Annotated in this window: 9 protein-coding genes; 7 read left to right on the top strand and 2 right to left on the bottom strand. The window is 44.1% G+C overall.

Features of this window, described 5'->3' with window-relative positions:
- Positions 1 to 4: 4 nt before the first annotated feature.
- Together xseB and M1P97_RS16335 are read left to right on the top strand one after the other, a co-directional pair.
- Positions 5 to 202, top strand: a complete 198-nt coding sequence (gene xseB / locus M1P97_RS16340; RefSeq protein WP_046145623.1) for an exodeoxyribonuclease VII small subunit — start codon at positions 5 to 7, stop codon at positions 200 to 202.
- Positions 202 to 918, top strand: coding sequence for a 2-C-methyl-D-erythritol 4-phosphate cytidylyltransferase (locus tag M1P97_RS16335; protein WP_249389621.1), 717 nt, complete (start codon positions 202 to 204; stop codon positions 916 to 918). Before xseB ends, M1P97_RS16335 begins: the two co-directional genes overlap by 1 nt.
- Here M1P97_RS16335 and M1P97_RS16330 read toward each other — a convergent pair.
- Positions 889 to 1,473 (bottom strand): RNA polymerase sigma-70 factor, encoded by a 585-nt coding sequence (locus tag M1P97_RS16330; protein WP_195372395.1) that lies wholly within the window; start codon positions 1,471 to 1,473, stop codon positions 889 to 891. The two genes, M1P97_RS16335 and M1P97_RS16330, sit on opposite strands and share 30 nt — an antisense overlap.
- A gap of 94 nt (positions 1,474 to 1,567) precedes the next feature.
- On the opposite strand from M1P97_RS16330, the gene M1P97_RS16325 reads away from it, so the two are divergent.
- The 5 genes from M1P97_RS16325 to M1P97_RS16305 all read left to right on the top strand — a co-directional run bounded on the left by M1P97_RS16325 (position 1,568) and on the right by M1P97_RS16305 (position 12,612).
- A complete protein-coding gene (locus M1P97_RS16325) occupies positions 1,568 to 2,488 on the top strand; it encodes a FecR family protein (RefSeq protein ID WP_195372394.1) in 921 nt (306 codons plus the stop codon).
- A gap of 232 nt (positions 2,489 to 2,720) precedes the next feature.
- Positions 2,721 to 6,086 carry a TonB-dependent receptor gene (locus M1P97_RS16320; protein WP_249389620.1) on the top strand — a complete coding sequence of 1,122 codons (3,366 nt, stop codon included), beginning with the start codon at positions 2,721 to 2,723 and terminating at the stop codon, positions 6,084 to 6,086.
- Positions 6,087 to 6,108: 22 nt separating this feature from the next.
- Complete coding sequence (locus M1P97_RS16315) at positions 6,109 to 7,665, top strand: RagB/SusD family nutrient uptake outer membrane protein (RefSeq protein WP_249389619.1); 1,557 nt, start codon at positions 6,109 to 6,111, stop codon at positions 7,663 to 7,665.
- A gap of 88 nt (positions 7,666 to 7,753) precedes the next feature.
- Positions 7,754 to 10,060, top strand: a complete 2,307-nt coding sequence (locus M1P97_RS16310) for a glycoside hydrolase family 3 N-terminal domain-containing protein (protein ID WP_249389618.1) — start codon at positions 7,754 to 7,756, stop codon at positions 10,058 to 10,060.
- A 17-nt stretch (positions 10,061 to 10,077) separates the two neighbouring features.
- Entirely contained in the window at positions 10,078 to 12,612 is a 2,535-nt protein-coding gene (locus M1P97_RS16305) for an alpha-L-arabinofuranosidase C-terminal domain-containing protein (protein ID WP_249389617.1), read from the top strand.
- A gap of 97 nt (positions 12,613 to 12,709) precedes the next feature.
- On the opposite strand, the gene M1P97_RS16300 is transcribed toward M1P97_RS16305, so the two are convergent.
- Entirely contained in the window at positions 12,710 to 14,773 is a 2,064-nt protein-coding gene (locus M1P97_RS16300; RefSeq protein ID WP_249389616.1) for a glycoside hydrolase family protein, read from the bottom strand.
- Positions 14,774 to 14,848: the final 75 nt, after the last annotated feature.

Below are 14,848 nucleotides of genomic sequence, written 5' to 3'. Positions count from 1 at the left end.
ATATATGACAAAGAAAGAGGAAACATACAATGAAGCAGTAGAGAAACTGCGTAAGATCGTAGCCGATATAGAAAACGGCGAACTGGATGTGGATGTCCTTTCCGAGAAAGTGAAGGAAGCGACCCGGCTGATCAAATTGTGTAAAGAGAAATTATATAAGGTAGATGAAGAAGTTAAAAAGGTACTGGAGGAACTGGAATAATGCGTAAATACGTTCTGATCGTTGCCGGAGGGAAAGGGCTTCGGATGGGAGGTGACCTGCCAAAGCAGTTTATCCCGCTGGAAGGGAAACCTGTCCTGATGCATACACTGGAAGCGTTTCATCGGTGGGATGCTTCGGCTGAACTGGTGTTGGTTCTTCCCGAAGATCATCAGTCTTATTGGAATATGCTTTGCCGCGAAATCGGCTGTAAAGTACCTCACCGGATTGCTAATGGTGGGGAGACGCGTTTTCATTCCGTTCGGAACGGTTTGCAATTCCTTTCGGAAGAAATTGGAAATACATCCGGAAGAAATGAAAAAGTCCTGATAGCGGTGCATGACGGCGTACGTCCGTTTGTCTCTTCCGAAGTGATTGCTGCCTGCTTCGATGAAGCGGAAAAAAGCGGAGCCGCTATTCCTGTTATACCGATGATCGACTCCTTACGCGAAACAGACGAAAAAGGCTCTCATCCGGTAGACCGTAGTCGTTATTTTGCCGTACAGACACCTCAAGTGTTCTGTTCTGAGCTGTTGTTGAAAGCCTATGGACAAGAGTTTTCTGCTCTTTTTACGGATGATGCATCTGTCGTGGAAGCGATGGGGGAAGTCATTCACATGGTTACCGGAAACCGGGAGAATATAAAGATTACGACACCTTTTGATTTACTTGTTGCCGAAAGTTTGATTTTAAAACAAATACCCGATAAGGAGCGGTAAGTAATCTTTCAGGTCTTTTTTGAGAAGCTCGATCGCTTTATTTTTATACCGTTCAACTGTCCGTGTCGAAATATCCATCGATTCGGCTATTTCTCCGTAGCTTTTATCTTCAAAGCGGTTTAGTATGAATACACGGCGATAGTCTTCAGGGAGTTTGTTAAGTGCTTTCGCCAGTAATTCCTGTAATTCGGTCAGTGTATAAAAATCGTCATTATTTTCTGCGTATATAGGAATATTTTCCTGAATGACCTGTTCGAACGATTCTGTTGGCTGGCGGCGGAGGAAATTCAGGCAGTGATTTCGAACGCAAGTCAGTAAATAATTCCTGACAGAAGTTTGCACAGAGATATATTTCCTATTTTCCCAAATAGAAAAAAATACATCCTGGACGATGTCCTCCCGGGTTTCTCTTTCCTTGATAAAGCGCTTTGCATAGAGACATAATGCCGGATAATAATATTCGAATAATTTACGAAAAGATCTCTCATCATCCTGAGTCGAAATGTTCCGAAATAAGAGCTCAATATCAACTGCACCAGCGTGTTCCTTTTCCATGATTTGACAAATGTATTTCTTTTTTTGAAAAAAAACGGATTTTGCTGTCGTGATTTTTATTTTCGTGTGTCTCTAATATACAAAGGCTCGGAAAATGGAAGATAATAAAAAAACGATAGAAGAAATAAAGGCATTGACTGAAGATATTTTGGAATATCAGTCGGTCGATGTGGAAAAAGGATATATGCGAATAGGAAAGCGGATGCAAAAAAAGCAAGGTCGCCGGATCTATATGCAGACCATTTCCCGTATAGCCGTTATTTTGCTATTACCATTGTTGATTTCTTCGATTGTTTTTTCTTATTTATATATGGATCAGAAAAAACAGCTGGCTCAGGTCACTTACAATCAGGTAAGTTCTGCTCCGGGGACGGTAACCCGGTTGGTTTTGCCGGATCAGTCCGTAGTATGGTTGAATTCCGGAAGTTCGTTGAGCTACCCGTCTGTCTTCAGTAGTAAGGAGCGGGACGTGAAATTATCGGGAGAAGGATATTTTGAAGTACAATCAGACCGAGAACATCCGTTTTACGTTTCCACCGACGGAGGTGTCAGGGTGATGGCTTACGGGACGAAATTCAATATCAATGCGTATGAGGACGAATCCTGTATAGAGGCAGTCCTGGCTAAAGGCAAGATCGATGTGATCAGCCGGAATAAGACTGTTTCGCTGGAGCCGGAGAAACAAGCTCTGTTTGATAAGGAAACAGGAAAATTTACCGTGTCATCAGTGAACCTGGAGGAAAAAACAGGTTGGAAAGACGGACGGTTGGTCTTCAGGAATACACCGCTGGATGTGGTATTGAAGAAATTGTCCAAACGATATAATGTTGATATCGTATTGCATAAAACTAGTAACAAAGAATATAAATATCGTGCAGCATTCACGACAGAAACAGTAGAACAGATCCTGAATTACCTGAAACTGACAGCGCCTATTGAATGGACCGTGAAAGGCCTGGAGCAAAATAACGACGCCACTTTTGCCAGGGAACGGATCGATGTGTATCAGAAATAAAAACGAATAAAATATAGTTGAACTTAAATCGAATATGCCTATGGTGTAATAAAGAAATGTGCCTTAAAAAAGCAAGAATAAGCGCCAACTTATTCTTGCCCGTGTGAAACATCTTTTGACAGGCGCCAACCTGTCAAAAAAACAATAAATATAAATCATTTACAAAGTTATGAAGTTATTTAAATTACGCAAGAGCATCTATGCCCGATGTTTGCTTAAATCTTTCCGTATTATGAAGTTAAGTGTAGTGTTTTCATTCCTGCTGGCTACTCAGCTGTATGCAGGAGTATCTTATTCACAGACAACTTCACTTTCGTTATCTTTGAAAAACGTAACGGTTGAACAGGCGCTTGACCAAATAGAAAAAGAAACAGGTTTCTCTTTTTTGTTCAGAGATAATATAGTGGACGTAAATCGTATTGTAAGCCTGAAGGTAAACGGAGGCGATATCAATCATATCCTATCCCAGATATTCAATAATACGAATGTTGAGTACAAAATTGTAGACAAACAGATTATTTTATCTAAAAAAGCAGCAGTAGCAGTAGCTGTTCAGCAGCAAGACCGTACAATCACGGGTGTTGTTACCGATAACTTGGGAGAACCTATTATCGGAGCTAACATTTCAATTAAAGGAACGACCATCGGTACGGTAACTGATATCGATGGTAATTTCTCGTTGGAAGTTCCTGCATCGGCTACTATAACGATCTCTTATATCGGTTATCTGACAAAAGAAATTCCTGTAGGAAACAACTCCCGGATTGCTGTCAAGCTGGTGGAAGATACACAAAACCTGGACGAAATCGTAGTTGTAGGTTATGGTGTCCAGAAGAAATCAGACCTGACTGGTTCGGTAGCCAACATTAAATCGGAGAAATTGATGGAACGTCCGGCAACAACTGTCGAACAGGCTTTGGCAGGACGCGTAGCCGGTGTAAATGTATCTACCAACTCAGGCCGCCCGGGTGGACGAACCAGCATACAGATCCGTGGTTATAGCTCTATCAATGCAAGCAGCACCCCTCTTTATGTAGTCGACGGTGTTGTATGGGAAGGCGGAGGCCTGGATGCTATCAACCCGAATGATATCCAGAGCGTCGATGTTTTGAAAGATGCATCTTCTACTGCTATATACGGTACACGTGGTTCTAATGGTGTTATCATTATTACAACGAAGAAAGGAAAACTGGGTCAAAAGGCAAGTGTCAGCTATGATGCTAACGTATCATTCAGCAAACTGGCCCGTAAGATCGATGTATTGAATTCAGAAGAATTCATGCAGGTATGGGATACAGGTTACAAGAATGCAGAAAAGTTCGACCCGGAAGGTTGGAAATCAGGGAAATACAATTCATTCAGTCCTGAGTATGTTCGCGAACATTATAAAGTAGGGAATACTTATGGCAACCGCGAATTGTTCGATGCCAACGGCAAGCCTTTATATGACACAGACTGGCAGGATGAAGCAACCCGTCTGGCTGTAAGTCAGAACCATAACTTGTCGGTAACAGGTGGATCGGAAAAAACATCTTATGCTGCTTTCCTGAACTATACGGATGATGAAGGTATCCTGAAGTCAACTTATAAGAAACGTTTCTCCGGACGTCTGAACCTGGATACTGAAATCACCGATTGGTTGAAGGTCGGAACAATGTTAAGTTATAGTGATATTCGTGAAAGCTTCCAGGATCAGGAACAGGGTTCAGGTAATATCCCGAGAACCATGATTGAAACGACTCCGATCATTCCTACCAAATGGGCTGATGGAACTTTTGCCCGTCCTGCTGATTTTGCCGGAATGGAAGATGCCGATACTCCTGCCAGCCTGGCAAGTGAATTGAAGTGGTTGAACAAGAGTGCCGTATTCAATGGTAATGCTTATGCGAACATTACTTTTATGAAAGGTCTTGAATTCAGAACGACTATCGGTGCCTCCAATACAGACTGGCATGAATTTATCTTTGCTCCTACCACGATCAGCTTACGTACAGGTGTGGGTAAAAACAAAGCGAATGTAAACAGTGAACGCCGCCGTTTCTGGCAGTGGGAAAATCACTTGACTTACAATACGACGATCAATGATATCCACTCGATCAACGCGATGGTCGGTGCCGAGTATCAGAAATATCACAAACTGCGTACGGAACAAACCGGACAGGATCTGTCTGACGATTTCTTCAACTGGAACAATCTGGGACAGGCAAAATCACAATCTATTGCTTCCGAATTTATGGGATGGCAGATGGAGTCTTATTTCGCTCGTATCAACTACAGTCTGAAAAACAAATATTTGCTGACTGTGACAGGACGTGTGGACGGTTCTTCCAAATTCGGTAAGAACAATAAATATGCATTCTTCCCATCAGCTGCATTAGGCTGGCGTGTCGTAGACGAAGCTTTCATGGAAAATACAAAAGACTGGTTATCTAATCTGAAACTGCGTTTAAGCTATGGTTTGACCGGTAACTCCGATATAGGCCAGTATCGTTCACTGTCAATGTTGGGGTCAACTACTTATGTATTCGGAGGCGACAGAGCTCCCGGTATGATTATCGGCGAGTTGGCTAACCCTGATCTGAAATGGGAAAAGACAGAACAGTGGGACTTCGGTTTCGACTTCGGTGTACTTGACAACCGTCTATCTCTGGAAGCCGATTTCTTCCTGAAGAAAACAAAAGATTTATTGTATGAAGCTCCGGTTCCTGCTACCAGCGGTAAACGTTCTATGATGTCTAATATCGGTAGCATGGAAAATAAAGGTATTGAGTTGACATTGAACACTGTCAATATCAAAACCAACGACTTCCAGTGGTCTTCTTCATTCAATATTTCATTCCTGAAGAACAAAATTACCCAATTAGGCGTAAATAATGAAGACAAACTGGTAGATCCCGACTTTCTGGGTAAGAACGTTATTCTGCGTGTCGGAGAACCTGTCGGATCATTCTGGGGTTATAAACTGCTGGGAACATGGGGTAGTAATGAAGCCGGAGAAGCCGCTAAATACGGAAAGAAACCGGGTGACCTGAAACATGAAGACCTGAATAATGATAATCAGATCAATGACGCAGATAAACAGATCATCGGTCGTGGAACACCTGACTTCTATGGTACATTCAATAACTACCTGCAATATAAGAACTTCGACTTCTCTTTGGAATTACAGTATTCTGTCGGTGCCGATGTATTGAACAATACCAATCACTCTTCGGAAGACCGTACCAGCATTGCCAACTCTAAAAAGACTGTGTTGAATGCCTGGACAGAAGAAAACCAGAATACACCGATCGCACAGACTCGTCTGGCCAGTGCCGGATATACAACGCTGATCGACTCTCATAAGGTTGAAAACGGTTCTTTCCTGCGTGGTAAGAATATCTCTATCGGTTACTCTCTGCCAACAGAACTGATCAGTAAGATCGGTTTCACTAAACTTCGTGTTTCTTTCTCTGCCCAGAACTTCTTCCTGATCACATCTTATTCCGGGTACGATCCTGAAGTTTCTACCTGGGATACCGGATTCTCACAGAATATCCAGTTCTATGATTATCCTAAAGCAAGAAGCTACACCTTTGGTCTTAGTGCAAGTTTTTAATTTAATATAATCTATATTGATCATGAAAAGAACAGTAAAACAATTCTATATATTCGCTTTGAGCGGTTTGCTTTTAGCAGGAGGTACCTCCTGTGAGGATTTTCTGGAAGAAAATCCTAAAACTAACTTTAGTCAGGATAGTTATTTTCAGAATATCAACCAGGCTAAGACTGCGGTAGACGGCGCTTACGAACGTTTGAGAGCGTTGCAGGCATATGATGGCTATGGTGAAGGCCCGTGGGTAACACTGGAGTTATTGTGCGGTCATGCAACTACTTTGGGACAAAGTACTTATAACAACGGTTATATCCGCCATACAACAGGAACGAACAGCCCTTCTTTCAAGAATATCTGGGAAGGTTTCTATGAAGGAATTGCCGACTGTAACATGTGTATCACCGGTATCCAGAAGGTTAGTGGCGACACTAAAAGCCTGCTGGGCGAAGTTCATACGTTGCGTGCCCTTTATTATTTCTACCTGGTACGTCTGTACGGCGATATCCCTCTGATCCTCGAACCGGTGACAGCCGACTCTGAACTCCTGTATCCGGAACGTGCCACAAAAGAGAAAGTATTCGAATCGATCCTGAGCGATTTGAAACTGGCTGAACAATCCGGTCTTCCTGAAACCGATCGTACAGGCCGTGTTTCTTTAGGTCTGGTGAAAACGATCATGGCTGATGTTTATCAGTATATGGCAGGTGCTCCGTTGAACAAGGGTGCTGAGTATTATAAACTGGCTTACGAGAAAGCAAAAGAGGTGCTTGACAAATCTTACTGTGTTTCTCCAGCCAGTGCCGATTATAATGCCAGTGCAGCAGGTTCAGCCTGGTATTCTTTGTTCGATTCTTATGAAAAACTGCATGATGATGAAAACAAGAACCGTGGTGAACTGATCTTCCAGATCCAGTATAAAGAAGGTATCACAACGAACCAGATCACTTCCATGATTGTACCGACTATGAAGCAGATCATCAAGATCTACGACGAGTTCGGTGCTCTGATGCCGACCTGGGATTTCTATAATTCCTACGAAAAAGGAGATAAACGTACTGAAGAAAAGGAAATGTTCTTTACTAAAGACGGACATCGTGATGATAAGACCAATATTATCGAATTCGGTTCACCGGCTTTATATAAGTATTATGACATCGAAGGTGCATTAAAGACGGGTCTGTGTGATATCAACTTTACTTTGTATCGTCTGCCGGAAGTTATGTTCATCTATGCAGAGTCTTATACCCAGGCAAACGGTGCTCCCGACCAGTTGTCTTACGATATGGTCAACGCTATCCGCAGCCGTGCTAACCTGGCTCCTGTAGCAGGATTAAGCAAGGACGATTTCCTACAGGCCGTATGGAAAGAACGTGCACATGAGTTATGCTTCGAGAACAAAGATTATTTCGATATTCAGCGTACCCGTAAGGCATATAATGTGAAAGCTAACAGCTATGATGCATACGATGGTTTTGCTAACGAAAGCGGTGTTACTTTCGGTGAGAAATATCTGTTGTGGCCTATCCCTTCAACAGAGACAGATGCGAATCCGAAATTATTGCCGAATAACCCCGGTTGGTAATCATTCAGTTTAAATAATAGAAAGGGTAAGGGTTTTGGGAATGATTTATCAAACAAGGCTTTTACCCTTTTTTTATAAAGAGAAAGATATGATCAGAAAAAATATATGTATTCTTTTGGCTGTCTTTTGCGGACATGCGGCTTACCCGCAGTTGTATAAAGACCCGAAAGCCCCGGTAAAAGACCGTGTTGAAGACCTGCTCGGGCGTATGACGCTGGAAGAAAAAGTAGAACAAATGTCGATGACAGGACTGGGTGATTTTCCACGCTCTTCGGGTGTGTATGGCGTTTGCGACAGTCCTTTCGAAAGTCTGGAAAAGATTGTCGAACAATCCGCACAGGCCAAAAAGCATGCCCGCGAAAATACCCGTTTGGGTATTCCTCCGATCCAGATCGCGGAATGTCTGCACGGACAATTGGCTTACGGGGCAACGATATTTCCGCAGGCCATTGCGCAGGGTAGCACCTGGAATCCGGAACTGATAGAAGAAATGGCCTCCGTCATCGCCTATGAAGCTTCTGCTTCGGGAGTGGACCAGGCTTTGTCTCCGCTCTTCGACCTGATCCGTGACGCACGCTACGGACGGAATGAGGAATGTTATGCCGAAGACCCTTACCTGGTAGGACAGATGGGATCGGCCTTTGTTATCGGTATGCAGGGAAAACCGGAACAGACCCGTATCGGTATTCCAGCCGGTAAACTGATGTGTACAGCCAAGCATTTTGCCGGATATAGCCAGCCGTGGGCCGGCATCAACCTGGCACCGGCATCATTGGGTGAACGGGAAATGCGGTCTCTTCATTTGCCTCCTTTCCGGCAAGTCGTAAAAGAAGCAAATGTATATGCCGTTATGCCATCCTATAATGAAGTGGACGGTGTGCCGGCTCATGCCAATCATTTCTTGCTGACAGAGGTTTTACGTGATGAATGGGATTTCCAGGGATATGTCTTTTCGGATTACGGGGGTGCTTCCCAGCTCTATAACTTCCATAAGGTAGCCAGTGATAAAGCGGAAGCGGCTAAAATGGCCGTAACTGCGGGACTCGATCTGGAAGCAGCCCGTCCGGATATCTATCCTCATCTGGTTCAATTGGTGAAAGAAGGAAAAGTATCAGAGTCGTTGATCGATAATTCGGTCCGTCGTATCCTGACGGCAAAATTTAAAGCCGGCCTGTTCGAAAAGCCTTATCCTGAAGCAGCCAATATAAAGAAAAGAGTTCACCTGCCGGCTCATATAGAACTTGCACAAAAGGTGGCAGAAGAATCCATTATCCTGTTGCAGAACGAGAACAAGACGCTTCCGTTGGAGATCGGCCGGCTGAAGAATATCGCCGTGGTTGGTCCGAATGCCGATCAGGTGCAGTATGGAGATTATTCCTATACGCGTGATAATAAGTCGGGAGTTACTGTGCTGGAAGGAATCCGGCAGGTAGTAGGAGACCGGGTGAATGTGCATTATGCCAAAGGTTGCGATATCTCGGGATTGAGTAAAGAAGGTTTCCCGGAAGCCGTCAGGGCTGCAGAGAAAAGCGATGCCGTAGTTGTCGTATTAGGCGGAACCAGTGTGATCCTTTCGGGACTGGGCTGGGGAAGAGGACCGGGCGAGAATGAGGTAGGCGACCCGTTTACCTGCGGGGAAGGATATGACCTGACGGACATCAATCCGCTGGGCGTTCAGCGTGAACTGGTACAGGCCTTGAAAGCAACCGGCAAGCCGATCATCCTGGTATTGGTACATGGCCGTCCGTGGAGTATCTCCTGGGAAAAAGAAAATGTCCCGGCTATACTCGAAGCCTGGTATCCGGGTGAAAGAGGAGGTGCTGCCGTTGCCAATATCCTGTTCGGCAAGGTGAATCCTTCCGGTCGTTTAAATGCGACGATCCCCCGGTCGGTGGGACATATTCCTGTTTTCTATGATTATAAACCCTCCGCAAAAGGGATCAACCGTGAACCGGGGACAAAAGAAAAGGCCGGGCGTGATTATGTGTTTTCATCTCCAGCTCCTTTATTTCCTTTCGGATTCGGTTTGTCTTACACTTCTTTCGAATACTCCGATATGCAGGTTTCTAAAAAGACTTTCGGTAAAGAAAGTGTAGAGGTTTCCGTGCTCGTAAAGAACACCGGCGACCGGACGGGAAAGGAAGTCGTACAATTTTATGTCAATGATAAAGTGAGTAGCGTCACTACTCCGGTAATTGCATTGAAACGTTTCAAGAAAATTGAACTAAAACCTGGTGAATCTAAACGTGTTACATTCTCAATATCCTATATAGAACTCGGCTTGTGGAATTCCCGGATGGAATTCGTTACGGAGCCCGGTGAGTTTGAATTTATGTTTGCAAAATCGGCGGAAGATATACAATGCCGACAAACCGTAGAATACATAGATAATTAATCTCAATTTTAAATACAATGGATAATAAATGGTATAAAAGATCTGGTTGGTTGGCAGGACTATCGTTATGCTTGTCGATGGTCGCTTGTAATAAGTCGGACCAGATAATTGTGGATGTCTCTCAGGAAGGGGCTGAAGTGCCCTCTTCACTGTACGGTGTGTTTTTCGAAGAAATTACACATTCCGGGGATGGCGGTTTATATGCGGAAATGGTGCTTAACCGTGGGTTTGAAGACGGTAACCTGCCGTCAGGGACTGTTTACGAGGATGGATATGCCGTATCGATAGATTTACCTTGCTATTCCAACGACTCGATCAATCATTTCAAGGTGAAATGGCAGGATGGAAAGGCTATGAACGGCTGGGAAGTCGTTTGTGCGGCCGGCCGGCCTGTTTATAAGATCGTGGATAACCAACCCCTGCATCCGGCAACCCCGCATGCTTTGCAGTTGGAACTGGGAAAGTCGGCAGGTGACATACAGGTTATCAACAATGGATACTGGCATATGGCCCTTACCAAAGGGAGTTCTTATAAGCTGGCTTTTTACCTGAAAGCGGATGCTGCCAGCGATGAAGAAGTGTCTGTCGCTTTAATCGATGAGGATAATCAGCCGGCTGCTTCACAGGACTTTAATATCACCCGTGATAATCAGTGGCACCGTTACGACGGAACACTAGTCTCTGCTTCGACAGGAAACAAATACCGTCTGGCACTGACCTTCAGGAACAAAGGAACTATTTATCTGGATTATGTATCCCTGTTCCCGGAAGAAACATTTATGGATCGTCCGAACGGTATGCGTAAAGATGTGGCTGAAATGCTGGCAGATCTTCATCCAGCCTTTATCCGTTGGCCGGGTGGCTGTATTGTGGAAGGACTGAACATGGCAAACCGTGTTAAATGGAAAGAAACGATCGGTGATCCTGTGACCCGTCCGGGCGAATATAACCTCTGGGGATATCGCAGTACGTATGGTTTCGGTTATCATGAGTTCCTGCAATTCTGCGAGGATGTGCATGCAGACGGTATGTTCGTTTGTAATGCCGGTATGGCTTGCCTGTTCCGTAACGGGGATTTCTGTGACGATAAACAGGTGGACGACCTGATCCAGGAAGCGTTGGATGCTATCGAGTATGCCATCGGCAATACAGATACTTATTGGGGAAAGAAAAGAGCGGAGAACGGTCACCCGGCTCCTTTCCCGTTGAAATATGTCGAGATAGGAAACGAAAATATCGGTTCCCGTTATGCTGCCAATTACAAACGGTTCTATGCGGCTATCAAAGAGAAATATCCTCAGATCACACCGATCTGTGCCCTGATGTTCAGCCCTTATCTGCAAGAAGCCGGATCGATCGACATCATCGATCCGCATTATTATGAGACGGCCGACTGGTTCTATCGCAACGGCGACCTGTATGATAAACTTCCGGCGGATTATCCCTATAAGATTTATGTCGGTGAATATGCCGCTACCGGACGTTCTTCTTTATATTCTTCGCTGGCTGAAGCCGCTTACCTGACCGGCGTGGAACGCAATGCCGATAAAGTGCAGCTGGTTTCTTACGCTCCTCTGTTGGAGAATGCAGACGGGCATGGCCGTAATCACCTGATCGTTTTAAAGAATGACTCGGTATATGGCCGTACCAACTATCATATTTTGAAAATGTTCTCCGAGAACCGTCCGGACGTCAATCTGAAAACACAGGTTCTTCCCGCCGAAACACAACCTGTTTTCCAGACACAAGGAATTTTGGGTATCGGAACCTGCAACACCGTAGCCGAATTCAAAGACTTTAAAGTGACTCAGGATGGCAAAACCTTCTATTCGACAGACTGGAACGATCTGGCTTCCGCATGGACTGCCTCACAAGGTGAATGGAAGGTGGATAACGGAGTTTTGAAACAGTCGAAGGTAGAAGGCGACTCTTATCTCTGGTTGAATGGAAAAGAGCTTGGCGATTGCACGATCGAATTAAAAGCACGGAAGATCGAAGGACGCGAAGGTTTCCGCATCTTCTTCGGTTCCAAAGGGGAGGAACAGTATTATATGGCCGATATCGGTAGCCATACGAACGAGTCTGTAATCTTTGGAGAAAGGAATGCAGCCGGAAATGTTTCCCTGTTCGATTACCGTAATTCAACGAGTGTGCATACGGATCACTGGTATGATGTTCGTGTAGAAGTGAAAGGGAACCATTGGAAATGCTATCTGGATAATCAGTTGGAGTATGAATATACGTATCAACCGGTGATTCGTCATTATGCGGTTTCAGGATATGATAAGGCTACTAACGAAATCGTGATCAAATTGGTGAATGGAGAGAATACGCCCTGGAGTACTTCCATCAATCTGGCAAATGTAAAATCAGTACAACCGGAAGGAACGCAGATCACCTTAGGCTCCGTAAATCCGGATGCAGAAAACAGCTTTGCTGATCCGGAAAAAGTAGTTCCGGTAGAAACAAAACTGAAAGGCCTGAATTCTTCTTTCGAAATGGTTTGCCAGCCTAATTCATTTACGATCCTGCGAATTCCTTGCGAACGATAAGCACGATTAGCAAGTAAATATAATACCTGCCGGAATCTTTACAAAAAGACTTTCGGCAGGTATATTTATATCCGGACAGATAGAATAATTATATTAACTATTTGAGGGGAGCTATTTTCAAGTTTTTTATTTCTGTTTGTTCGGAGCGAAGAATTAATTTTTCCACTTTCAAACCCGGACGGAAAGATATCATGGTACGTTGGCCGGCAATTTCCGTATCTATTTGTGAACCGCCAAATTTGTCTTCATATTTAACAATCATACGAACTGTAAACGGTTTGTCGGTATCGATCAAGTTTTCAATGGCATAATCGCGTGCATGGTTTGGATAACCTCCTTCACGTAAAGTCTTTTCTGCTTCTGCGAATTTCTGCAGATTTCCTTTTGCATACTGTGCTTTCTTTGCTTTGGGACTAACCTGAATTTCACAAGCGTGATCGTTTTCGTCGGCACCGAGAAGTAAAGCTCCGAGTTTTCCGGACAGATCATATCCGGGCTCAACGTCGAATGTCAACATAAATGAAGGATTTTCAACAGTAAAAGAAGATGGCTCTGTTATTTCTTTAGCCAAAGTCTTTGCCTTTTCAGTAGCTGGAATAATTTCCTCCATCCATTTTGTTCCGATACGGCCGTCAGGGTAATGGATCATCTCATGAATGTTTAATGTCCCACCCCAGTTAACCATTGGAATCCAACCAGCCATCAGGAAGCGCCCGCCAGCAATTTCAGTGATGGCGGGTACACACATCCCGTTATAAAAATCCAGTCCTTGTTTGACTACATCCGTATATTCATCTTCACCTGCATTAGATGGTTTTGACCATAAGCCGGTAAATCCACCGATTACATAATCAAAATTTCCCCAGCGGAAAAAGAACGTGCAGTCACCTCCCGGAGGAAATCCGGGATTGACAGACCACCAGCCACCATCGATTGAGCCGGACTCCCAGGTTCCTTTGGCTCCATAGTTGGCCAACATGCGTAAACGTCCTTCCGGATCGGTATATACACTAGGGTTTTCGCATGGGTGAAATAATATATGTGTCTTCTTGAAATTACTTATACCATCCTGGCTGATAGAGTAAGTCGAACCGGCAGGAAATCCGGGCATCGTATCGTAACGGAAGGAGCCTGTTGCACCATGTTCATTATAGTAATCCCATAACTGTGGTAAGGTTGTCTTTTCTTTGGGATAAATACGGGTCGTATGAAGTCCGTAGCTGATACAAAGTTTATCATTAAAAACAAAAGGTGTACCTGTACCTAATGTTTCCCATTGTTCTTCAATAGGGGTAGCTGGATCGTGTTCAGTCCATGTCTTGAAGTCAGTTGTTGAGATATGCTCGAAATAATGGGCTCCCCGGCCGAATTTGCTGGCATGTCCGCGTCTGTCATACAAATAAAATACATGATAACGTCCCTGGTAGAAGAAAGTTGCTACATCACCTACCCAGGAATTATGCCCTTCAGGTGTCCAGTATTGGATTTCCGGTGAAGTGCGTGGTGTATCTAAATTTGTTTTTTGAGGTTCAATTCCCGGAAAATATATTTCAGCTTTCGAAACAAGAGAAGGATCTATTTCCCAGGTTGTTTGTTCTCCCCATTGCGGATAACCTAAAGGGAAGTCATTATCCAGGAGTTCATTGTCGACAAACATAGTCCATCGAACTCCTGAAAAATGAAGGACAATTTCATGTTCTCCTTCAGGCTTATCCAACATTGCCAACGGAATACCGACTGGCATATAGCGGGCTTCTTCCGGTTGAACCGGTAGATGGAGCAGGAGGGAAGCCTCCAATACAGGCACGGAACCGTCAGCCATAGGATAGGCCGGGTAATTTTGTTGTTTGCGGTCTTCCGGATCGTTTTGATATGTATTTAATTCCAATACTCCCGGAATTGTAAGTAACGATTTTTTTGAAGTGACTTTTGTCAGGTTGACCTGTAGTTTAATAGTGAAACTACTACTATCTCCCGGTGATACAAAGTTATTTTTTGTATTCTGCTGCGTAAGGGTATTTAATGGGGTATCCTGGGTTGTAAAATTCCAGGGAGAAGAACGGAGTTCGAGTTGAACCGGCTTTTGTGTCTCGGTACAGCCGATAATACTACTGATAATGAGTATGACTACGGTAAACGAAGTAATAAATTTAGTATTCATTTTTCCAGAAATTTGAGTGTAACAATTATCTGTCACAATCTTTTAAGAGACTGTGACTGTTAGAATTTAATAATT

Source organism: Parabacteroides leei, from assembly GCF_023369805.1.
GTDB lineage: Bacteria > Bacteroidota > Bacteroidia > Bacteroidales > Tannerellaceae > Parabacteroides > Parabacteroides leei.
This window is presented reverse-complemented; position numbering and strand designations above follow the sequence as displayed.